At 45.7% G+C, this 21,730-nt stretch carries 17 protein-coding genes and 2 other RNA genes; 6 read left to right on the forward strand and 13 right to left on the reverse strand.

The features are described 5' to 3' along the window. Window positions 1–16: 16 nt before the first annotated feature. From deoB to GCWU000182_RS00920, 5 genes are all read right to left on the reverse strand, one after another. Window positions 17–1,186, reverse strand: a complete 1,170-nt coding sequence (gene deoB / locus GCWU000182_RS00900) for a phosphopentomutase (protein ID WP_023390843.1) — start codon at window positions 1,184–1,186, stop codon at window positions 17–19. A 79-nt stretch (window positions 1,187–1,265) separates the two neighbouring features. Continuing rightward, a complete protein-coding gene (xerD, locus tag GCWU000182_RS00905; RefSeq protein WP_023390844.1) occupies window positions 1,266–2,174 on the reverse strand; it encodes a site-specific tyrosine recombinase XerD in 909 nt (302 codons plus the stop codon). Then, window positions 2,158–3,072 (reverse strand): S1 RNA-binding domain-containing protein, encoded by a 915-nt coding sequence (locus GCWU000182_RS00910; protein WP_035363832.1) that lies wholly within the window; start codon window positions 3,070–3,072, stop codon window positions 2,158–2,160. Before GCWU000182_RS00910 ends, xerD begins: the two co-directional genes overlap by 17 nt. 210 nt (window positions 3,073–3,282) lie before the next feature. Continuing rightward, window positions 3,283–4,845 carry a ribonuclease Y gene (gene rny / locus GCWU000182_RS00915; protein ID WP_035363833.1) on the reverse strand — a complete coding sequence of 521 codons (1,563 nt, stop codon included), beginning with the start codon at window positions 4,843–4,845 and terminating at the stop codon, window positions 3,283–3,285. A gap of 375 nt (window positions 4,846–5,220) precedes the next feature. Next, the gene (locus tag GCWU000182_RS00920) at window positions 5,221–6,207 is read right to left on the reverse strand and encodes an aspartate-semialdehyde dehydrogenase (RefSeq protein WP_023390847.1); all 987 of its coding nucleotides are present in this window, start codon (window positions 6,205–6,207) and stop codon (window positions 5,221–5,223) included. Window positions 6,208–6,342: 135 nt separating this feature from the next. Between GCWU000182_RS00920 and ssrA the strand changes: the two genes are divergently transcribed. After that, window positions 6,343–6,706: a transfer-messenger RNA gene (ssrA, locus tag GCWU000182_RS09735) on the forward strand. A 51-nt stretch (window positions 6,707–6,757) separates the two neighbouring features. Here ssrA and GCWU000182_RS00925 read toward each other — a convergent pair. From GCWU000182_RS00925 to GCWU000182_RS00935, 4 genes are all read right to left on the reverse strand, one after another. Then, window positions 6,758–7,915, reverse strand: coding sequence for a THUMP domain-containing class I SAM-dependent RNA methyltransferase (locus tag GCWU000182_RS00925; RefSeq protein WP_023390848.1), 1,158 nt, complete (start codon window positions 7,913–7,915; stop codon window positions 6,758–6,760). Between the two features lie 124 nt (window positions 7,916–8,039). Next, window positions 8,040–8,433: RNase P RNA component class B (gene rnpB / locus GCWU000182_RS09740), an RNA gene on the reverse strand. A 14-nt stretch (window positions 8,434–8,447) separates the two neighbouring features. Continuing rightward, a complete protein-coding gene (gene gpsB / locus GCWU000182_RS00930; RefSeq protein ID WP_035363835.1) occupies window positions 8,448–8,810 on the reverse strand; it encodes a cell division regulator GpsB in 363 nt (120 codons plus the stop codon). 233 nt (window positions 8,811–9,043) lie between these two features. Then, a complete protein-coding gene (locus GCWU000182_RS00935; RefSeq protein ID WP_023390850.1) occupies window positions 9,044–9,466 on the reverse strand; it encodes a ribonuclease HI family protein in 423 nt (140 codons plus the stop codon). Between the two features lie 105 nt (window positions 9,467–9,571). Here GCWU000182_RS00935 and GCWU000182_RS00940 point away from each other — a divergent pair, with 105 nt between their 5' ends. After that, a complete protein-coding gene (locus tag GCWU000182_RS00940; RefSeq protein ID WP_023390851.1) occupies window positions 9,572–10,549 on the forward strand; it encodes a hypothetical protein in 978 nt (325 codons plus the stop codon). A gap of 66 nt (window positions 10,550–10,615) precedes the next feature. On the opposite strand, the gene GCWU000182_RS00945 is transcribed toward GCWU000182_RS00940, so the two are convergent. Next, window positions 10,616–11,017, reverse strand: coding sequence for a DUF2187 domain-containing protein (locus GCWU000182_RS00945; protein ID WP_023390852.1), 402 nt, complete (start codon window positions 11,015–11,017; stop codon window positions 10,616–10,618). Between the two features lie 191 nt (window positions 11,018–11,208). Between GCWU000182_RS00945 and GCWU000182_RS00950 the strand changes: the two genes are divergently transcribed. The 4 genes from GCWU000182_RS00950 to GCWU000182_RS09535 all read left to right on the forward strand — a co-directional run bounded on the left by GCWU000182_RS00950 (window position 11,209) and on the right by GCWU000182_RS09535 (window position 18,609). Beyond that, window positions 11,209–11,481, forward strand: coding sequence for a hypothetical protein (locus tag GCWU000182_RS00950; RefSeq protein ID WP_023390854.1), 273 nt, complete (start codon window positions 11,209–11,211; stop codon window positions 11,479–11,481). Window positions 11,482–11,573: 92 nt separating this feature from the next. Then, the gene (locus GCWU000182_RS00955) at window positions 11,574–12,929 is read left to right on the forward strand and encodes an MATE family efflux transporter (protein WP_023390855.1); all 1,356 of its coding nucleotides are present in this window, start codon (window positions 11,574–11,576) and stop codon (window positions 12,927–12,929) included. A 163-nt stretch (window positions 12,930–13,092) separates the two neighbouring features. Beyond that, window positions 13,093–14,079, forward strand: a complete 987-nt coding sequence (trhO, locus tag GCWU000182_RS00960; protein ID WP_023390856.1) for an oxygen-dependent tRNA uridine(34) hydroxylase TrhO — start codon at window positions 13,093–13,095, stop codon at window positions 14,077–14,079. Between the two features lie 33 nt (window positions 14,080–14,112). Continuing rightward, window positions 14,113–18,609, forward strand: coding sequence for a transglycosylase domain-containing protein (locus tag GCWU000182_RS09535; RefSeq protein ID WP_023390857.1), 4,497 nt, complete (start codon window positions 14,113–14,115; stop codon window positions 18,607–18,609). Between the two features lie 111 nt (window positions 18,610–18,720). On the opposite strand, the gene GCWU000182_RS00970 is transcribed toward GCWU000182_RS09535, so the two are convergent. From GCWU000182_RS00970 to GCWU000182_RS00980, 3 genes are read right to left on the reverse strand one after another with little or no spacing between them, the layout of a single operon-like run. Beyond that, window positions 18,721–19,638 carry a PTS system mannose/fructose/sorbose family transporter subunit IID gene (locus tag GCWU000182_RS00970; RefSeq protein WP_023390858.1) on the reverse strand — a complete coding sequence of 306 codons (918 nt, stop codon included), beginning with the start codon at window positions 19,636–19,638 and terminating at the stop codon, window positions 18,721–18,723. Between the two features lie 14 nt (window positions 19,639–19,652). Continuing rightward, window positions 19,653–20,468, reverse strand: a complete 816-nt coding sequence (locus GCWU000182_RS00975) for a PTS mannose/fructose/sorbose transporter subunit IIC (RefSeq protein WP_023390859.1) — start codon at window positions 20,466–20,468, stop codon at window positions 19,653–19,655. Between the two features lie 14 nt (window positions 20,469–20,482). Continuing rightward, window positions 20,483–21,472 carry a mannose/fructose/sorbose PTS transporter subunit IIA gene (locus tag GCWU000182_RS00980; RefSeq protein ID WP_023390860.1) on the reverse strand — a complete coding sequence of 330 codons (990 nt, stop codon included), beginning with the start codon at window positions 21,470–21,472 and terminating at the stop codon, window positions 20,483–20,485. Window positions 21,473–21,730: the final 258 nt, after the last annotated feature.

Raw genomic sequence — 21,730 nt, forward strand, 5'->3', positions numbered from 1 at the left:
CCTTACTGACTATGCCCTAATTTAATTGGCTTAAGAATGAAGAACCTTGTTCAGTCTTGGCAACACCGAAGTTATCGGAAATGGTGGCTGCGATATCGCTATAGTAACGCGCCTTGAGCTCACCAGGTTGCTTGAAGGATGGGCTATAGGCCAGAATAGGCACATATTCACGGGTGTGGTCAGTCCCGCTATAGGTTGGATCGTTGCCGTGGTCAGCAGTAATCAAGAGCAAATCATCTTGACGCAGCTTGCTATAGATTTCTGGCAAACGGTTGTCAAAATCTTCTAAGGCTTGGGCATAACCTTCTGTGTTACGACGGTGACCGTAAATGGCGTCGAAGTCCACTAAGTTAGTGAAGGACAAACCAGTGAAGTCACGGTCCATAATCTTAAGCAGTTGATCTACCCCGTCCATGTTAGACTTGGTCCGAACGGCATCCGTAATCCCCTTAGTGTTGAAGATATCGTTGATTTTCCCAATGGAAATCACATCATAGCCGCCTGCCTTCAAGAAGTCCAGCGTTGTATCTGCAAAAGGACTTAAGGCATAGTCATGACGGTTGGCAGTACGAGTCCAGTTGCCAGGGGTCCCAATGTATGGGCGCGCAATAATACGTCCCAACATGTAGGGATCTTCTAAGGTAATCTCACGGGCATACTCACAGATGCGGTAAAGTTCTTCTAATGGAATAATGTCTTCATGGGCGGCAATTTGTAAGACAGAGTCTGCAGAGGTATAAACAATTAGGTCCCCTGTCTTCATTTGATGTTCCCCATATTGGTCAAGCACTTCAGTACCAGAAGCTGGGGCATTGCAGACCACCTTACGACCAGAAAAGGCTTCAATACGTTCAATTAATTCATCTGGGAATCCATCTGGAAAGACGCGGAATGGTGTTTCAATTTTTAGCCCCATGATTTCCCAGTGACCGGTCATAGTGTCCTTACCAGCTGACACTTCTTCTAACTTAGTCCAGTAACCCTTGGAGGATGCCACAGGTGTTAGGCCAGCTAGGGGCTCAATGTTCGCCAAACCTAGCTCCGCCATATGAGGAACCTTTAGACCCGCAACTTCTGCAATATGGCCTAGGGTATGGCTCCCTAAATCATTGAAGTCTGCAGCATCTGGAGCTTCACCAATCCCAACAGAATCTAAGACAATTAAATGAATACGTTTGAATTTCATACTTTTTCCTCTTTTCCTAGACGGTCAGTGAATGACCGTCTTGATTATTAGGCCACCTCTCCAGTCGGAGGATGACAAGTTACGCGCGCGGGAAGTACTTACGATAGACTTCCTGCAAACGTTGGGTGCTGATATGGGTATAAATCTGTGTCGTTGAAATATCCGCATGGCCCAGTAGTTCCTGAACCATACGCAAATCAGCACCATTTTCTAGCAGATGAGTTGCGAAAGAATGACGCAACATATGAGGTGAGACGGTTTGTTTAATACCAGCTAAAGCCACATACTTATTGAGATTTTTCCAGATTCCTTGACGGGTGAAGGCCTTGCCCCGTTCTGTCAAAAAGACTTCTTGCGGACTGGCAGAGCCAGCTAATCTTAGGAAACTAGGACGGACCTGCTCCAGGTAGGCCTCTAGCCATTCAATGGCTTCATCAATTAGGGGGACCAGACGCTCCTTGTCCCCCTTCCCTAGAGTCTGAATAAAACCTAATTCTAAGTGCAAATCTTCTAATTTAAGCTGAACCAACTCTGTTACCCGCAAACCAGTGGCATACATGAGTTCAAAGATAGCCCGATCACGCAAACCATGCGGGCTACTAGTGTCGGGCGCTTGAAGCAAGGCTTCAATCTCCGAAGCCGTTAGGACTTTAGGGAGATGTCTCCCTTGTTTGGGCCGATGGACCAAAGACATGGGATTTGTTTCCAGAATGCCCTCTTTGCGTAAAAAGAGGAAAAATTGCTTCAAACTGGATAGCATGCGACTAGTTGAGGAAGCCGCATAGGCATCTTGGCTGAGTTTTGCCAGAAAGGCTCGCACCGTGACCTCATCAATCGCCTCTACCTTGTCAATCCCCTGCTCTGTCAGATAGGCTTGGAACTTGGCCAAATCACGCCCATAACTCTGTATGGTATTGGCGGACCGGTTCATATCTAGGAGCAGATAACGTTCAAAATCCTGGACGGATTGGCTAAATTTCATAGTCATTGCCTAATGAATCAGTCTCTGAGCTTGAGTCTTGGACTTGCGTCAGATAGAGTCCATCTCCTTTGACTTGACGAATAAGTCCCTGTTTCATTAGAGTCCCAACGGCACGTTTGAACTGGGCCTTAGAAATACCAAGCTGAGCCTGGATAGTCGCTGGATCTGACTTATCATACAGTGGCAAATAATGTCCGGGTGCTTTTCTTAAGATGGCTTGAATCATACCGGCATCATCATCCAAGGCTTCATAAGCTCGTGGTTTAACCGACAAATTAAGGCCACCATCTTCACGCACGCCGATAATACGAGCTTGCAAGACTTGTCCGAGACGTGGAGTATCAAGAGTCTCACTTTCATGTAAGAAAGCCGAGTGTCCACCGTCTGTAATGCAAAGTGAACCCGCTAACTTAACCTTATAAACGGTAGCTGTGACATTGAGATTCTTCATAGCACGAGCTGCACGCTTAAAATAGGCTTGCATAGCTTCAGGTTCAATCAACTTGCCCCAGAAACGATTCTTAGCATCCACTTGATAAGTTAGGAAAAGCCGGTCACCCTTCTTAGGCCAGAGAGCTGTATTAAGGGGTAGGTCATCCAAGGATACGACTACTTCCTTATCCTGCAAGCCAATATCAACAAAGACGCCTAAATCCTTACGGGTGCTGACCACACTGCCCCAACCATAGATTTCAGGTCGGATAGTTGGCAAGTCAACTTGAATTACTTTCTTGCGGGCCTTGGTTTCATAGATAAGGCCTTCAATCTGGTCACCAACTTGGTACTTTTGTATATCTATCTGCCCCGGTAGAACGGTGAAGGTCTCACCTTCATATTGTGCGAAAAAGTGACGCTCATTTTTGTCACTGATGCGGGCCTTGACTATTTGTCCGTAACGAACCACCTCATCGCCTCCTTTTTTTCTTCTACATTTTAACACAAAAAGGTCAAAATATAAAGGAAAGTCCGATTTGTTTGACCTAAGAGTAACCCGAGGGTCTTAAATGAAATTTAGAAACCCTGCATCAGAGTAAGCGCCATCAAACTCAACTCGCAACCTCCCCCAAAAATACACAAAAAGAGAGATTGGAACAAGTTCCAACCTCTCCATCAATTATTTGGCGTATTCAACCGCGCGCGTTTCGCGAATAACGGTTACTTTAATATTGCCTGGGTAGTTCATTTCTGCTTCAATCCGGTTGCGGATATCACGAGCGATTCGTGAGGCGCCAGCGTCATTGACTTCATTTGGACGAACCATGACACGGACTTCACGCCCAGCTTGAATAGCAAAACTATTAGCCACGCCTGGGAAGCTATTAGAAATTTCTTCTAATTTTTCCAGACGGCGGATGTAGCTTTCCAAGGATTCACTGCGAGCACCTGGACGCGCTGCTGATAAGGCGTCGGCCGCAGCTACCAAGATAGCAATGGTTGAAGTTGGATCAGTATCACCATGGTGGGAAGCAATAGCATTCACTACGACTTCTGGCTCGTTATATTTCTTGGCAATCTCTGCCCCGATTTCAACGTGTGAGCCTTCAATCTCATGGTCAAGCGCCTTACCAATATCATGCAGGAGACCTGCACGTTTGGCTAGAGCCACATCTTCACCTAACTCACCAGCCATAACGCCAGCAAGTTTGGCAACTTCAATACTATGGTTCAAGACGTTCTGCCCATAACTAGTTCTAAAGGATAGACGACCAATAATCTTAATTAAATCAGGATGGAGAGAATGAATCCCCACATCAAAGGTCGCTTGCTCCCCGATTTCACGGATTTTCTCGTCAATCTCGCGACGCGCCCGGTCCACCATTTCTTCAATACGCGCTGGATGAATCCGGCCGTCCTGAATCAGTTTTTCTAGGGCCAACTTAGCAATTTGACGTCGAATTGGATCAAAACCGCTTAATACGACTGCTTCTGGCGTGTCATCGATAATTAAATCAATCCCGGTTAAGCTTTCCAAAGTACGGATATTGCGGCCTTCACGCCCAATAATCCGACCTTTCATGTCATCGCTTGGTAAGTGTACTACGGTCACTGTATTCTCAGATACAATGTCCGGAGCACTCCGTTGAATGGCTTGTAAGATAATGTTTTTGGCATTGCGATCAGCTTCATCTTTAGCTTTTTGCTCTGCATTCCGAATCATGACTGCAATTTCTTGGGACAAAGCTTGCTCTGTCTCAGTCATAATGATGTTTTGCGCCTCTTGACGCGATAGGGTTGCCACCCGTTCTAATTCACTTTGTTGGGCAACGACCAATTCTTGAACCTTCTCTTCCTGTTGGGTCAAGGTCTTTTGACGTTTTTGATAGTCTTGTTCCTTACTCTCAAGGTTGAGTTCACGTTTGTCTAAAATCAGACTCTTTTGGTCCAAGGTCTCTTCCCGTTGAAGGAGACGTTTTTCCATTCCAGTTACTTCGGTCCGGCGTTCCTTCAGTTCTTGTTCTAATTCATTACGGTACTTGAGATTTTCTTCTTTGGCTTCGAACAAGGCTTCCCGCTTGAGGGTCTTAGCCTGTGCAATAGCCGCATCAACAATGGATTCTGCATTTGCCTTAGCATTTCCGATGTGCTTTTCATCGCTTTTCTTCTTGAAAATATAGCCGATCACTACCCCGATAATTAAAGCAACGATTACTGCGAAGGTGAGCTGCAATAGGTCCATCGTATCACCTCCTATTAATCTATTCATTATTATCGTTATTCATTTCAAATTTTTTGATGATTTCAAAATAAATAATGTGTCAACCACACCCTCTATCATACGGTTTTATAGGCCGTCTGTCAATCCCTAGGCATGGCCAAATAGTCCTAACAAATCTCTTAAAACCCCTATTACGAAAGCCTTTAGCCATCCTTAATCAATTTATAGTGAAAACAATTCATTAAAAAGAACATTAAACAAACGGACTTGTCTTAATTAGTTCGAGGCATTAATTAAGACAAGAATACTTCGAGAGGGACTTATCCTAATTAGTACTATCAACCAAACACTTTACTAATAATATAAAAAGGCGCCGCTTGGGCGCCTAGTCTCTCCTTAGAGAATACCGTCTTTGATGAGTTGTTCTGCGATTTGAATGGTGTTAGTGGCCGCTCCTTTGCGGATGTTGTCAGCTACTACCCAAATATTGAGGCCATAAGGAACTGACTCGTCACGACGAATTCGTCCAACATAAACCTCATCATGGTCTTCCACTTCTGACTGAAGTGGATACTTAAGGTTAGCAGGATCATCCAAGAGGATAATCCCCTCTGCTTCTTGGAAGGCTTGACGAATGTCTGCTAAGTCAAAGTCTCGTTCCAATTCAACGTTAATAGAGACAGCATGAGAGTGTTTGATTGGAACTCGAACTGTAGTAGCTGTTACACGTAAGTCTGGCATACGTAGAATTTTCCGAGTTTCTTCAATCATCTTGATTTCTTCCTTGGTATAGCCAGACTCAGTGAAGACATCAATATGTGGCAAGACATTTTTATTGATTGAATAAGGGAATTTTTCAGTCGTATGATTTTCTAAGTCATTAATACCGGCTTGACCTGCCCCTGATACTGCTTGATAGGTATTGTAGATGACGCGCTTCAAGCCGTATGGTTGTAGAACAGCTAATGGCACGACTGACTGAATAGTCGAGCAGTTAGGATTGGCAATCAGATGGTCTTCCGCCTTTAAGACATCACCGTTAACTTCTGGCACCACTAATGGAATCTTAGGATCCATACGCCAAGCACTGGAATTGTCAATTACGTAGATACCACGACTAGCCGCAATTGGCCCAAAATGCTTAGAAGTCTCGCCCCCAGCTGAGAACAAGGCAATCTCAATCGGCGCTTGAAGAGCCTCTTCCGTTAATTCTTGAATGACATAGTCCTTACCAGCATAGCTAATGGTTTTACCAGCTGAACGCTTGGAAGCGAACAAGGTTAAAGTCTCAAATGGAAAGTTTCGTTCGTGTAATACTTGCAGCATTTTACGTCCAACAACACCAGACGCACCGCAGATGGCCACATGATATTTCTTAGTCATGGGGTGACCTCCTAAAAAATTATTTACCCTATTAGCTTAAAGATTATAGGGGCAAAAGTCAATCCCTTAAACCTGGCTCCCAAGCTGATTAATTGACAATTTAGCCCTTTATTGATAGAATCGAGCTATCCTTTAGGGGATGTCACGGTTTCGACAGGTATTGTTCGAGCTTTTGATGCGTCAGGAGGGTTGCGTCCGCCTTAAAACGCTACAGTTAAATATAACTGCAAACAACCAAAACAACTCTTTCGCTTTAGCAGCTTAATAACCTGCAGCGGAAAATCAGCCTAACATCGCCCATGTGCTAGTAGCTGGTTTTATTTAAGTGGGATACGCGTGATTTATCCGTCTGTTAAATCACGAAGAGATAATCAGACTCGCAAGGATGACAGCCCGTCTAGTGGCGGTCTCTGCGCTAAATCAAATAGCTAGACTATTGACGTAGACTCGATTGTGGCGAGATACTTGGACAGGGGTTCGATTCCCCTCATCTCCATAACAGACTAAATCCCTCAGCAGAATCTGCTGAGGGATTTTTTGCTATTAATATCTACTTATCATGGCTTGCTTGACGGGGTTTCCGCTCACCCCAATATTGGTAATAATCTACCTTGAGGGCGCCATTATAGAGCTTGCGTTTCTTAGTTGCCTTGGCTCCATAGTAGGTCTCGAAAGCTTCGTCACTGGTTAGAATATACTTACTCCAGGTCGGCATTTGGCTATAGAGCTTGCCCATGTCTGCATAGAGGGTGTGAACCTGCTCTTCCGTCAACATCCGGTCACCATATGGCGGATTGGCAATCAAAATACCGTAGTCAACCTTAGGACGGTAGTCTTTAAGTTGCATTTGCTTGAAGGAAATCGTATCTGCTACTCCAGCTTCTTGAGCATTGGCCTTAGCAATTTCAACCATACGGTGGTCAATGTCGCAGGCTTCAATGTCCATCATGACATCTGGTTTGGCTTGAGCTTGGGCTTCCTGGCGCGCCTGCTGCCAAACTTGGCAATTTGGATCTAAGCTAGTCCAATGCTCTGCCGCAAATTCTCGCTTAAGGCCTGGCGCAGTATTGCGACCAATCAAGGCTGCCTCAATGGCAATGGTTCCCGAACCACAACATGGGTCGTAGAGTGGTCGGTCAGGATACCAAGTCGTTAACATGACTAAGGCAGCTGCCATGTTCTCTTTGAGTGGCGCTGCCCCTTTTTCTACCCGGTAGCCACGCTTGAATAAGGAAGTGCCAGAAGTATCCAGGGTTAGGCTGACTTGGTCTTTGACCAGAGAGACTTCGATAGGATAGACTGCCCCTGTCTCAGGCAAATTGGTCCGACGATGGTAGTAGGACATGAGGCGACTAGCAATAGCCTTTTTGACGATTTTCTGACAGTTAGGTACGCTATGTAACTGGGACTTGACGGATTTGCCGGACACAGGAAAATTGGCATCCAAAGGCAAAATATCTTCCCATGGCAAGGCGTAAGTCAAATCATAGAGGGCTTCAAAGGTCTTGGCCTGGAAACTAGCAAATTCAATCTTAATACGGTCAGCCGTTCTTAGCCATAGGTTGGTCTTAGCAATATCCTGGACATTCCCTGTGAAGCGCACGCGCCCATTCTCCGTCTGCACTTGATAGCCTAGCTGCTTTAATTCTTGGGCCGTCACGGACTCAATGCCGGCGGCAACGGTAGCCAATAAGTTATAGTTTTTCATCAGGGGCTCCTCATCTTTATTTTGTCGTTGTGGGCAAGACACTCCTGCCCTTAGAAAAAAGGCCCTCCTCACCAGAGAGGGAGAAGCGCCTTTGTTGTATTAAGCAAAAGCCTATTAAGTAAATTTCGATAAGCCATGTTCTGTCACTTAAGGGAAATAGGCGATACACCTTAAGTGGGGTAATCATCTGTCTGCCGGCCACTAGGTGACCCGCCTCTTCCATCGGTTCATTTCCCTAGGAAAAGTGCCCCGACCAGTATACCTAGAAACTAGGTCACTATTTGGGTTGCTCGCTCGAGGGGTTTACCGCGTTCCACGCTAGTTGTTTCCAACCAGCCTCGTCTCTGTGGCACCTTAGAGGTTACTCAGTCATAGCCGAAGCCTTAGACCTTTTGCCTGCCGTTAGCGCTAGGCACTACCTTAGCTTATGGTTTCGCTAAGCACGAACACTACAGGCATCTCAGCCTGTGCGAGCATGGACTTTCCTCAACTATCGCTAGCCGCGATTACCTAAAATCTACTTGAGGTTCTTTTATTGGAAACGTGTCAGGTCTGAATAAGACATGGTGTTGTCTGTGCTACCAATCTTAGACCCGAAGACATGCTTCTCTAAGTTAGAGAGACGCTTGAGGATATCGAAGTTAGTAACACCAGAGCCTGGTGAGGTTGGCACGTTGTTCTTCTTAGCCAAAGCAAGTTGCTTGGTCAATTCGTCAATTTTGCTGATTAGGCGCTCATTTTCATTCTTCAAAGTCGCCACATCTTTTTGGTAAGAATCGTAGTCACGGATAATGCTATCCAAATACTCATCTACTTCAGATGCTTTATAACCACGAAAATCGCGGGTAAATTCTTTTTGTAAAATATCTTTAGCGGTTAAATTTTTTTCTGCCATATCGCTCATCTACCTCCATCAATGATTGCTTCTTTCTCAGAAGAATTAATGATTCTATCTTAAATAGAGAAGTCTATTCAATTTATTATGCCACGAAATGCCTAAGAATGCTAGCGAATATACGTTCGCACCCTAGTGAATTGTGCACTTTTAGTCACATAATCTAGCCTCATAAATCTGAGATCCAGACCTTGATTAACTATCTCTATTATGCCACGCAAAAGCCAACTTGGCTAGCGAAGCGATGTCCGTTTCCAGCTAACTGCCTTATTAAGGCTCGATTTTGCTAACTGGTCGGCCGCCTGATTTTCCTTTTCAGCTATCCATTTGACATAGAGATTGGGAAAGTGATCCAGTCGATTTAGGATATGATCCAAGATAGGGGCGTAACGTGAATCCTTAATATAAGACTTTTCAATGGCTCGAATGGCCACTTGACTATCTGCATGTAACCAGATAAAGTCCTGGGTCAGGCCCAATTCTATCAACCAGTCTAAGGCGTGAAGGATGGCCAAAAATTCTGCTTGGTGATTGTCGGCCAACTCTTGGAGGAAAACAACTTGTTCATAGAGTTGATTAGGCGCCAGAATCCGAATGGCTAGGCCGGCCGATTGATTTTTATAGGCAAAGGCAGCATCCGTATAAACCTTCAGCATTTTTTCGCTCCTTATCGGTTATTTGTCTACAAACTATTAATGTATTGTGCTATAATATAACTAGTATAGCACGGATTTAAGTATTGACAAGAAAGAGGTGGCAAAATGAGTGATGTAATTGAATTTCCGACCCATGCGGACCAATATTATCGCAAAGCACTCAGTGCCCTCAAGGTCCATGACTTTGGCCGTGCACAAGAATTGCTTATCAAGAGTTACGAGACGGATCCTCAGGTTCATGTCTTCGAGGAACTGATTAAATTATATATTGCTCGGGGACAAAAAGCTGACCTTTTGAACTGTTGGCAAACTTATTTCCCTGATATAGAAGCCGTTAATGATTGGAATGTTCTCCTCTTATATGGAGCTAGTCTGTCTCTCCTTTACGACTTAGACGCTGCCCTCTTGCGACTCTATCAGCTTCAAGCACGCTTCCAAGCAGCTGGATGGGACAATGAAGACCTCTTACCATTCATTCATCAACTCAATCATACCCAGCGCTTAGCCCGGCGCTTGGAGCAAGCCCTGGATCAAGGTCAGGAAGCCATTGAGACTTTTATCAATCAAATCTATGACGGCCAAGGCTTTGAGTTACTCAGTTTCCTTAAATATACCTACGACCTGCCTTTAGACAAGGCCTTGCCTTTCTTTAAGGCCATTCTGACTCATTCAGACCTACCTCAATATATCAAGAGTGACGTCTTACATTTCCTACTCTATCAGAACTATCCAGGTAAAGTAACCTACAACTGGTTTGGCCAAGTACATGACTTGACAGTAGCCAAACTCCAGGATTACCGTCACCAACCATCTTATGTAGCTGGTCTTCAGGTGATTGAGGACTACTGCGAACAATTCAATCCTCATCTCATGATTGAGTTTTCCCAGCAGTTTGTCCTTCAGGCCTTAACCGTTTACCCCTATTTTGAAGAAGCCTTCGGTTCAGCCAAGGAGTGGTTCCAGCTTTTCTTAACGGAAAATGACCTACCGACTCCCTACGATCTAGTACCAGATGCTAAGCATCGCCAGACTTATCAAACTGTCGCGGCTGAGCTCTATCAATTAATCTACCAAGAACAATAGTCTTCAGACCAAGAGCCTCCTATCGCAAACACGTGATAGGAGGCTCTTATGTTAGACGCTGTGTGCTTAAATCCCTTGTTGAGCAGCAGGACTTAGGGGCTCTTCCCCTTCCTCATCATCTTGAATGAGATGCTCACAGTTGATGTAGGCGACAATATCCTTGAAATTGACGATGGTGCGGCTAGTACAAATATCCTTCATGGTCGGATCTGACCGGAGCCAATCGATGTCGACAACAGCGCTGTTGGTCAGAAGTTTACGGATGGTCCCCCGCATATGGACCTGCCGGAAGGTAAAGCGTATCTGGTCACCAATCTCAGGCCGAATCTGTTCACGGACTCGCTGAATCATTTGGCAACCCGTCTCGAAATTGACATGCAAGAGGGAGGCTATCCGAGACTTAGTGGTCCCCCGTCTCAGCTCACGTTCTATGAGCTCACGCTCTGACTTAGTGACTTTGACTCTCATACGACCCACCCTTTCTGAATGAAACCGTTTCTAATTCTTATTATAGCACGTTTGGCGCGCTTTTTATAGCTTATAAGTCAAAAATTTCCCAATCCGACAAGAATTTGTAAGATAGTTTCGAATTTTTGTTTGAAACCGCCCCCATTTCCTTGTTATAATAGAAATAGCTTATAAAAAGAGGAGCGTTAACCATGAATCAATCCATTATTACGACCCTTGTTTATGAAACCAAAGTCTCCATCGGTTCCTATTTCCACTTAGTGACGGACTGGTTCGCTAGCGACCAAGAAATCAAAACCGTCATTATTGACCAGGACCATGTCTATTCCAAGATTCTGTCCCTCTACCCTAATGGTTTTGTTATGTACCTCGAGCAAGACCAAGACGGCTCTATTTACCGGACCAATTTTCCCCTGATTCAAGCCAAAGATGCTGACTACTATACCGTTCAGTGGGATGACTAAATTCCTGTTTGAAATAGCGCCAAAGCTACTTGATTTTGCTAAGTGACTCCTTTATACTCAGAGTATTCATTCTGACTATAAAGGAGTCACTTATGCATAATATGACCACTGGGTCCCCCCTCAAACGCATTATTAACTTCTCCATTCCGCTCCTAATAGGTAATATTTTCCAGCTTGTCTATAATATGGTCGACACCTTTATTGTTGGACGCACCATGGGGCGAGATGCCCTAGCCGGGATTTCAGCTTCTTCTAGCGTCATGTTCCTGATTCTGGGCTTCGCTCAAGGGCTGACGGCAGGTTTAACAATCCCTCTGGCTCAAGCTTTTGGTGCTAGGGATTTCCATAAGGTAAGACGTTCGGTCACTATTGCTTGGACCATCGCGCTCTGCGTCTCCATGGCCTTAACCTTCCTGTCTACCTTCTTCCTCCGCCAAATTCTAGAAATCATGATGACGCCACCTGAAATCATTCAATATACATACGATTATCTCATCGTTATCTTCAGCGCTTGTACTGTCACCATGCTTTACAATTTACTAAGTAATATGATGCGGGCCTTGGGTGATAGCCGGACGCCCCTCTACTTCCTCATCATCGCGGCCTTAACCAATATCGTCTTAGACTATGTTTTCATCGTGAACGTGGGCATGGGGGTTGCGGGTGCTGGCTTCGCGACAGTCTTGTCACAAGCTGTCTCGGTTGTCCTCTGCCTCTGGGCTATTCATCGCCGTTGGCCACTACTGCAGGTTTCCTGGCAAAAGGCCATGTTAGTAGCTGAAGAAATCCGTTATCACCTCAATATGGGCTTTCCAATGGCCTTCCAATCCTCTATTATTGCCCTTGGCTCCATTTCGGTCACGGTGGCTCTCAATCAGTTAGGTCCTCTAGCTATCGCAAGTTATGGCGCCGCATCTAAAATTGAACAGATTGTGATTTTAGTGCTCATGTCCTTTGGGATTGCCATGGCAACTTACGTGGGCCAAAACTTTGGTGCCGCCCAATTTGACCGTATCCGTCAAGGCGTCCGCCAAATGACCTTCTTATCTGTCGGTGTTGCGCTAGTGTCTGGCGTCATCCTAGCGCTGACCGGAGCACAGGTTGTTACCCTCTTTGCAGAGGGTAGCCAAGGGCTGGAAATGGCCCACTATGGTCAAGTCTTCTTCTACTGCTCGGCGCCTGCTTACTGGTTATTAGCTTTACTCTTCATCTATCGCTATACCTTGCAAGGGCTTGGCGACAGCCTAATTCCGACCATTGCCGGTATTATGGAGTTGACCATGCGGATGAGTGCTGCCCTGATTCTCAGCCAATATCTAGGCTTCGTCGGCCCAGCTATTGCCAGTCCTCTGGCCTGGCTAGGCGCATGCGTTCCCCTCTTTCTAGCCTATCACCATCACAAACATCATCTTCAAGAACGCTTCAACCAAAAGCTGGCCCAGAATTAGTCTGGCCAGCTTTTTTGGCATACTAGAGCCACTTGTGTAGGGAGGTTACAAGTTTCTTACAGATAGCGCAAAAACCGGCTCAAAAGTTGTCCTCAAGCCTTTTTTGCCGTATAATGATACTATCCATAAATTTATGTAGTTTGCAACTACAAGGAGGTAAATTATGACCAAACCAATTCGCGTACTTCTTTACTACAAGTACGTTAACATCGAGAACCCTGAGAAGTTTACAGCTGACCACTTGGCCTTCTGTAAGTCCATTGGCCTTAAGGGCCGTATCCTCGTTTCGAGCGAAGGGATTAACGGGACTGTCTCAGGTGACTACGAAACTACTCAAAAATATATGGACTATGTCCACTCCCTACCAGGTATGGAAGACCTCTGGTTCAAGATTGACGAAGAAGAAGAGCAAGCCTTCAAGAAGATGTTCGTTCGTCACAAAAAAGAAATCGTTCACTTGGGCTTAGAAGATAACGACTTCGATAATGATATCAACCCATTGGAAACTACTGGTGCTTACTTGTCACCACAAGAATTCAAGGAAGCTTTGCTAGACGAAAACACCGTTGTCCTTGATACACGTAACGACTATGAGTTTGACTTAGGTCACTTCCGTGGAGCTATCCGTCCTGACATTCGCAATTTCCGCGAATTGCCACAATGGGTACGCGACAACAAGGAAAAGTTCATGGACAAGCGTGTCGTTGTCTACTGTACAGGTGGTGTCCGTTGTGAGAAATTCTCCGGTTGGATGGTACGTGAAGGTTATAAAGATGTCGGCCAACTTCATGGCGGGATTGCTACTTATGGTAAAGATCCTGAAGTAAAAGGCGAACTATGGGATGGTAAGATGTACGTCTTCGACGAACGAATTGCGGTCGATATTAACCACGTAGATCCTGTTGTAATCGGGAAAGACTGGTTCGATGGCACCCCATGCGAACGCTATGTTAACTGTGGGAACCCAGAATGTAACCGTCGTATCCTAACAAGCGTTGAAAATGAAGACAAATACGTTCGTGGTTGCTGCCCAGAATGCCGTCGCCACCCACGCAACCGCTACATTGCGGAAAACAAATTGACTAATCAAGAATGGGAAGCTCGTCTCAATGCCTTAGGCGAATCCCTAAATGATCAAGTAACGGCTTAAGAGCCATACCCCATAAGGAAAGTAGGTGAATGAATGACACTAGACGATGACAAGAAGAAAGTGTCCGAACAATCGGACCAGCATTACTATGATGTCTCTTTTGACATCGAGCCTGATAAAGAGGATTCAAGGGGTCATTCTACCCCGCCTTCAAACGAGGCAACTTCTAAGCCATCACGCTGGGATAATTTCTACGAAGATTATTCCCGCAGACAAGCACAAGCTCGACAAGCGAACGCTGAAAGTAATGATCAAGCATCTACTTCAACTAACAAAGACCTGCTAGAGAGCAGTCAAACACCTGACTCAACTTCTAGTCAGGGGCAACAAGATCAAGATAGTTGGCATTACCAACCTAAGTCGGATGAAAAGACCGTCATGGCTCAATCTTCCGAGTTCATCGATCGCTCTGTCAAACGCGTCCGTGACTTCTTCTCTAACTTCAATCCAAGTATTGATGAAGCCAACCCTTATAAGCAGACTAACCAAGTGTCCGACCAGGACTTCCAATCTCATCTTTTCCAAGAGGAAACAGAAAAAGACCCTGTTAGTCCTGCCAAGGAAAAAGCCAAGAAGAAGAAAGTTCTTAAACCTTCAGAGCCTAAAGCTAAGCCAGAACTAGTGCAGCAAAGCGAGTTAAGCCCGGAGACTTCAAGCTCATCCGAGTCTTCTGACAAAGGCCCTCGTCGGCGTCGGCTCTTTGCCGGCATTGCCAATCGAGATAATCACGACCAAAATCCAGAAGAAGAAGCTAGCACAGACCTAGGGCTAGCAGGACCTGTTGACATGCCAGACTTATCTGCAGAATCTTCTGCTAGTTCTAAGCCTGCTAGTCGCGTTTACCAACCTCGCATTGAGCTCGACCAAGACAGTGCGGCTAGTCAACCCCTGCCAAGTCCTGCCGATATCCAAAAAGAACGCGAACGACGCCGTAACCTGGATCTTGAGCAAGCAAGAGCTAAGCAAACTCAGGAAAAGAGCTTGTTAGAATCAGACTCAGACGAGAAAGAAGAGGCTCGTGTCTATCAACCTTTAGATGCTGACTTATTAAGACCAAGTTCAGATCAGCCTAAAGAAGACCAAGTGGGCGAAGTGAAAAGCCCTGCCCCTACTCAATCAGTCACTAACTCAAATGACTCCAAGTCAGACTTGGAGCCTAGCAATACGTCACAGGCTGCAGATTCACTGGAAAGCTCTCAAGGCCAAGAAGAAGGCCCTCACCTTTCATCACGAGGTCGTGCCCGACTCAGTTCGCTCTTGTCCATTTTCGATGACATTACACCTATTGAGGTACCAAATCAGACCTCTGCTGTAGATGACTCAAGCCAAGGCCAAGAAGCTGGGCACTTAGAACAAAGTGCTAGAGGCTCAAGTTATCAAGAACCTAAAGCAGTATCTCAGGATAGACTTGAAATTGAGTCAGAAACTGAACAAGTGCCCGTTTCTTTAATCCATCCAGATGAGCCAAATCACTTGGATCAAGAAGTGGACGATCTATCTATCGAGCCAACAAGTTCCCAAGAGGAAGTTGAGGCTGAAGCTAACCTTCATCAAGAAAAATCTCATGATCAGCAATCAGATTATGAAGCGCCGTCACTCGTTGATAGTCAAGAAAACTTGATTCCTCAAACATCTGAACCAACAGATCTAGAGTCAAGCTTAGCTGGGGAGACCTCAGAGCAGCATGAATCAGACTATTCTGATTCAGACTCAAGTTTAGACGACTATGACTTGGATTGGACGGCTAAGACTAGCAAGCAAGCTAGTTTGGACCCAGATTACTTTGACCAAGCTCATACCAACGAGACTGAGTCAGACCTAAGCCATGATGTAGAAGAAGGGGCTCAAAGTCAAGATTCAGAAACTGAATCTGATGACCAAGCGCCCGCTGCCCTAGATTTGGCCGCTGCCGGACTAGGTGCTAGCCAAGATTCAGAACGCAAACGTCGTAAAGCCAAAGGAAAAGGTAAATCCAAGGCTAAGGTCATTGACCTGTCTAACTACACTGCCAGAGAAAAGATTTTCTTAGGTCTTAATGTGGCAGTCAATGTAGTTCGCCGCATTGCCCTCTATATCGTCTTGATTGGCCTCCTCTTAGGTTCCTTAGCTGCTGGGGCTGGGGCTGGTTACTTTGCCCACCTAGTCTCTGACACCAAGGTGCCTAATCGTGAAGAAATGGCTGCCAAGATTAACAAGTTGGAACAGCAATCCACCATTTACTATGCTAACGGGACACCGATTGCTAACGTCCAAGCCGATGTCATTCGGTCTGTGACTAGCCTATCTGATATCTCGCCTAACATCGTCAATGGTCTGGTATCGACTGAGGACTCCTCCTTCTATGAACATAAGGGGGTTGTGCCTAAAGCAATTCTGCGGGCTACCCTACAGGAAGTCTTGTCACCAGGTAGCGGGACCGGTGGTTCTACCCTGACCCAGCAATTGGTCAAGCAACGTCTCTTAACTAATGATGTCACCTTCTTCCGGAAAGCCAATGAAATTCTCTTGGCCCTCCGTCTGGAGCAATTCTTCAGCAAGGATGAAATCCTCACTGCCTATCTCAACGTGTCACCATTTGGTCGTGACCATAACGGGGATAACGTAGCCGGGATTGAGAAAGCTTCAGAAGGGATTTTTGGTAAGAAGCCTAGCGAGGTAAACCTGGCTCAAGCAGCCTTCTTGGTTGGCTTACCGCAGGACCCTTACAATTACACCCCTTACCAACAAAACGGGGAGCTTAAGACCGACTTATCAGCCGGGATTGGCCGGATGAAGGACGTCCTCTACTTCATGTACCGTAACCATAAAATTAGCGAGGCCGACTACCAAGCCGCTCTCAACTATGATATTAAGGCTGACTTCTTGCCAGCCGGCAGCCCAAGTGTCACACGCCAATCCTACCTCTACCGAGCAATGGAGCGAGGCGCTATCGAGCAAATCATGCGTCTCAATATTGAGCGTGATAAATTAACTTGGACTCAAGTTTATCAAGATGACAACTGGTACAACCAATACTATAAGGAAGCCGAAGAGCAACTTAAGACTGGTGGTTATAAGGTTTACACAACTATTGATCAACAAATCTACGACCTCTTGCAGGAATCCGCTAAGAAACACATTAATGACTTAGGGATGGCCTATGAAGGCGTCTATACAGACCCTGAAACTGGCCAAGAAACCTCCTATGTTGAGAAGGTTCAAAATGGGATGGTGGTCATGGATAACAACTCCGGTAAAGTCTTAGGCTTTATCGCAGGGACAGACTTTGAAAATAACCAAATCGACCATGCTTTTGGTATTCGTCGTTCCCCAGGTTCGACCATTAAGCCATTGGCCGTCTATGGCCCTGCTATTCAGGAGAACTTGATTCATCCATCAACGGTTATTCCAGATACGGAATTTACACAAACCTTCGAAGATGGTACGACTTGGTCCCCTACTAACTATGGTAACGTAGTCAGTGGTGGCGCCGAATCAGCTCGGGTTGCCCTCTATAAATCGGATAACTTGCCTGCTGTCCGGGTCTACCAAGAAATGCAAAAACGCTCAGTTGATGTCATGGGCTATTTGGAAAAAATGGGCTTTAACCCAGCTGCCTCCTATACGCCAGAAGACATCAAGAACTTAGCCTTTGCCATTGGTGGGGTTTCAAGTGGTCCAACTGTCCTAGAAGAAACTCGGGCCTTCGCGACCTTTGCCAACAATGGTAACTACCGTGACGGCTACTTCATCGACCGGATTGAAGATGCGGCTGGTAATGTCGTCTTCCAGCACCAAAGCAACCCTACCCAAGTTTTCAGTGAAGATTCCAACTACCTTATGATTGATATGCTACGTAATACCATGACAGAAGGTACTGGTCGGATTGCCAAGGGCTACATGACCATGGGTGGTGACTGGATTGCTAAGTCCGGGATTAGTGAGAACTCTAAGGACGTCTGGTTTATTGCTTCTACACCAAGTATCACTATCGGTTCTTGGATTGGCTATGACAGCCGTTTCCAAAACTATACCATCAATATCAACGACGGCTACGGTCGTGAAAGTGAACGGAGCCAACGTTATTGGGCTAATGTAGTCAATGAACTCTATGCTGCCCGTCCAGATATCTTCGGGGTAGACCGGAAATTCAACCGTCCATCTAGTGTCCAAGAAACGGACGTCTTACAACAAACTGGTACTAAGCCAGGGACCATGCGTCTAGATAATGGCGGGACTATTTCCATCACCGGTCCAACCTACAAGGATCTCTTTAAGGTCAGCCATCCAGCTCCAGAATTGAACTACAAGTTCTTATTCGGTGCAACGGATGAAGAATTGGCTAACTTCTGGTCCACCTACCGTGCGCAACTAGAAGAACAGCGACGCCAAGAAGATCAACGACGTCAACAAGAATCGTCAAGTTCTTCAAGCTCATCAAGTTCTTCTGCCGCTAACGAAAATCCGGGTAACGGCAACGAGACCCCAGGTGGTAACAATAATAACAACAACCAGAATAACAACCAAAACAATACACCAGGCCAACGCTAGGTAACATGAGATAGTCAGGAATATTCATTTCCTGACTATCTTTTTCTATATACAAAAAGAGACGGGCTCTATCATAGAGTCCGTCTACTTTATTAAGCTACTAGGCTACCATTAAGGAGCAAAGATACCTAAAACATAACCAATAATCCCGGCAGCAAAGAGACCGAAGATAATGAGGATTGGGCTAACTTTCTTCTTGAGTAACCACATGCAGAGGAAGGTCAAGAGAACAGCTGCTAAACCTGGAACTAACATGTTGAAGTTGTCTTGCAAGGTCGTCACTTTATTTGGAGTCAGTGATCGGTTGCTCAATTGTCCCAAGATGTTTTGTAGGGTTCCACCATCCACTGCCCCTTTAGGGAAGTGAATATAGGCATCCTCAGCCAATGGTACGTTCGACACCACAGGTGCAAACTTAATAGTTGTCCATCGTGGAACCAGAATCCCCATAACGAACATCCCTAAAATAGATGCCCCTTTGGTTAAGGTTTGCAAGATACCACCTGACAAGTCGTTGGTGATTTCAGAACCCTTAGCATAACCAAATTCTTGCGTATACCAGAGGAATCCTACACGAATGGCATTCCATACTACAAAGAAGAAAAGTGGTGCTAAGATAGAGCCACCCGTTGCCAAAGAGGCAGCAATCGCCCCAAGGATTGGGCGAACGGTAAACCAGAAGACTGGGTCACCAATCCCGGCCAAAGGCCCCATCATCCCAACTTTAACCCCTTGAATAGCTGCGTCATCAATTGGCACACCATTAGCTCTTTCTTCTTCCAGAGCCAAGGTTACCCCTAAGATTGGAGCCGCAATGTATGGGTGAGTGTTGAAGAATTCAAGGTGACGTTTGAGGGCTGCAGAAGCCTCATCACGTTGTGGATACAATTTTTTGAGGGCTGGAATCAAAGAATAAGCCCAACCACCGTTTTGCATCCGTTCATAGTTCCAAGACCCTTGGAGGAATTGGGAACGCAACATTACCTTAAAACGATCGGATTTCGTTAAGTGTTTCTTTTGTTCAGTCATCGTCAATTCCCTCCTTAGTAGTCATTGAGAATGTCGCCTAGTGGATCGCCGGAACCCGCTTGGCTCCCACCACCACCAGAACCACCCCTGTTTTGGCTGAGGCGAATATAAACAACGGCCAAGACTACCCCGATAATCCCGGTTGCAATCAAGGTCAATTGGTTAAGTGGAGCTAGGGCGAAGCCTAGGAAGAAGAATGGCCATACTTCAGGAGTTGCCATCATGTTAATAACCATAGCATAACCGACCGCTACGACGAAGCCCCCACCGATGGCCATCCCTTTGGTAAACCAATCAGGTAAAGCTGCTAAGGCACCTTGAACGGTTTCGGTTGGCAAGAAGAGCAAGAAAGTAGACGGAATAGCAATACGTAAGCCTTGGCACGCCAGTGCTACCATATGCCAGAATTCTACACCACGGAAGTCGCCCTTTTCAGCGGCAGCGTCAGCACGGTGAACAATGGCCACCGATAAGGTACGAACCACCATGGTCAAAGCCAAACCAACAGTCCCTAAGGTAATCGCTGCTACAATGGCCAAGTTCCGACCTTCATCTGTGAAGGTACCAGTTTTAACATAAATGATGGCAGAAGCCACAGAAGCTAAAGCTGCATCAGGCGCAATCGCTGCCCCAATGTTAGCCCAGCCCATCGCAATTAATTGCAAGGCTCCACCCAAGATAATACATTCGCTGAGATGTCCAGTTGCTAGCCCTACCAGAGAACAAGCAATAATTGGTTGGTGGAATTGGAACTGGTCCAGAACCCCTTCCATCCCTGCGAGAAATGCTACCACAATGACAGCAAGAATTGACAGAATATTAAAGTCCATTATGATACCTCCTTTTAGACTTTGAGGCCTTCGCTGGCCTTAGCTTGGATGCTCTTGAACAAGTCAGATGGCTTGTCATTTGGCACCTTGCGGACATCGAACTTAACGCCGAGATCACGAAGCTCCTTGAAGGTATCCACATCGTCTTGATCCATTGATAAGACGGTGGTTACTAACACCTTACCTACGGAGTGAGCCATAGAACCTACGTTAAGTTCTGTAATCTCTACTCCAGCCTTGATGACCTTGAGCGCATCCTGTGGATTTTCGAAGAGTACCAAAGCCTTGGTCTCACCGAAGCGAGGGTCTTTGGATACTGCAACAAACTTGTCAAGGGGTACTACGTGAGCACGCACACCTGGGGGAGCTGCTTGCTCAATCAGCTTCTTACGTAAGTCATCTTGAGCAACGGTATCGGACACCACGATAATTCGGTTAGGTTGAGTGGCTTTGGTCCAACCTGTTGCAACTTGGCCATGTAAGAGCCGCGTATCAATACGAGCCAAGACGAATTTGATTTTGCCGTCTCCTAAGACAGTTCCTTCTGGAATCGCACCTTGTGGCGCAGCTGGTGCTGCTTGAGCCACTGCTGGCGCTTCTTCTGGTTGTAAAGCTTCAGGGCGAACTTTGACACCGTCTTTGGCCGTTGGAATAATGGCTTTGGCGATATCGTGAGCCTTTTCCATAGAAAAGCGACTTGCATATGATTCAATCAGCATAGGCAAGCTAAGACCGGCTACAATGGCACGTGTCTCAGGTGCTTCTTCAAAGAGAATATTGGCTTGGTTGAAGGGACTGCCTCCCCATAAGTCTACCAAGAACAGAATCTCTTCGCTCTCAATACGGTCTACGGCTTCACGTAATTTACGCTGCAAATCATCTGGACCTTCACTTGGCATAAAGGTCACGGATTCAACGTTGGCTTGTTCACCAAAAATCATTGAACCGGATTGCTTGATACCATCAGCAAACTCACCATGACTTGCGATAATAATACCAACCATGATTCTACCTCCTAAATAAAAATTGAAATATATAATTTCAACTTCTAGTATAGTATAACGTTTACATAAATGCAATAGCTAATATTGATTCTCAAATATTCTTCTAGACATGTAAATAAATTTTTATATCAATTTATTTCTATTAATGAGCATTCCAACCCCCTGTGCCCCTTTTTAGCAAGTATCGGAACCCTTCCCACATAAGCAAAAAAGCTGGGAGCAAGGTCAACTGCCTTCAAAAGTTGTTAAGAGAAGACA

The organism is Abiotrophia defectiva ATCC 49176, assembly GCF_000160075.2.
In the GTDB taxonomy this organism is placed as follows: domain Bacteria; phylum Bacillota; class Bacilli; order Lactobacillales; family Aerococcaceae; genus Abiotrophia; species Abiotrophia defectiva.

Bases quoted from the DNA above. Each gene is read 5' to 3' on its own strand.
- GCWU000182_RS09535 (WP_023390857.1), top strand. From the start codon at position 14,113: ATGACACTAGACGATGACAAGAAGAAAGTGTCCGAACAATCGGACCAG.
- GCWU000182_RS00945 (WP_023390852.1), bottom strand. From the start codon at position 11,017: ATGAGAGTCAAAGTCACTAAGTCAGAGCGTGAGCTCATAGAACGTGAG.
- gpsB (WP_035363835.1), bottom strand. From the start codon at position 8,810: ATGGCAGAAAAAAATTTAACCGCTAAAGATATTTTACAAAAAGAATTT.
- deoB (WP_023390843.1), bottom strand. From the start codon at position 1,186: ATGAAATTCAAACGTATTCATTTAATTGTCTTAGATTCTGTTGGGATT.
- GCWU000182_RS00950 (WP_023390854.1), top strand. From the start codon at position 11,209: ATGAATCAATCCATTATTACGACCCTTGTTTATGAAACCAAAGTCTCC.
- trhO (WP_023390856.1), top strand. From the start codon at position 13,093: ATGACCAAACCAATTCGCGTACTTCTTTACTACAAGTACGTTAACATC.
- GCWU000182_RS00970 (WP_023390858.1), bottom strand. From the start codon at position 19,638: ATGACTGAACAAAAGAAACACTTAACGAAATCCGATCGTTTTAAGGTA.
- GCWU000182_RS00925 (WP_023390848.1), bottom strand. From the start codon at position 7,915: ATGAAAAACTATAACTTATTGGCTACCGTTGCCGCCGGCATTGAGTCC.
- GCWU000182_RS00940 (WP_023390851.1), top strand. From the start codon at position 9,572: ATGAGTGATGTAATTGAATTTCCGACCCATGCGGACCAATATTATCGC.
- GCWU000182_RS00975 (WP_023390859.1), bottom strand. From the start codon at position 20,468: ATGGACTTTAATATTCTGTCAATTCTTGCTGTCATTGTGGTAGCATTT.
- rny (WP_035363833.1), bottom strand. From the start codon at position 4,845: ATGGACCTATTGCAGCTCACCTTCGCAGTAATCGTTGCTTTAATTATC.
- GCWU000182_RS00955 (WP_023390855.1), top strand. From the start codon at position 11,574: ATGCATAATATGACCACTGGGTCCCCCCTCAAACGCATTATTAACTTC.
- GCWU000182_RS00935 (WP_023390850.1), bottom strand. From the start codon at position 9,466: ATGCTGAAGGTTTATACGGATGCTGCCTTTGCCTATAAAAATCAATCG.
- xerD (WP_023390844.1), bottom strand. From the start codon at position 2,174: ATGACTATGAAATTTAGCCAATCCGTCCAGGATTTTGAACGTTATCTG.
- GCWU000182_RS00980 (WP_023390860.1), bottom strand. From the start codon at position 21,472: ATGGTTGGTATTATTATCGCAAGTCATGGTGAGTTTGCTGATGGTATC.
- GCWU000182_RS00920 (WP_023390847.1), bottom strand. From the start codon at position 6,207: ATGACTAAGAAATATCATGTGGCCATCTGCGGTGCGTCTGGTGTTGTT.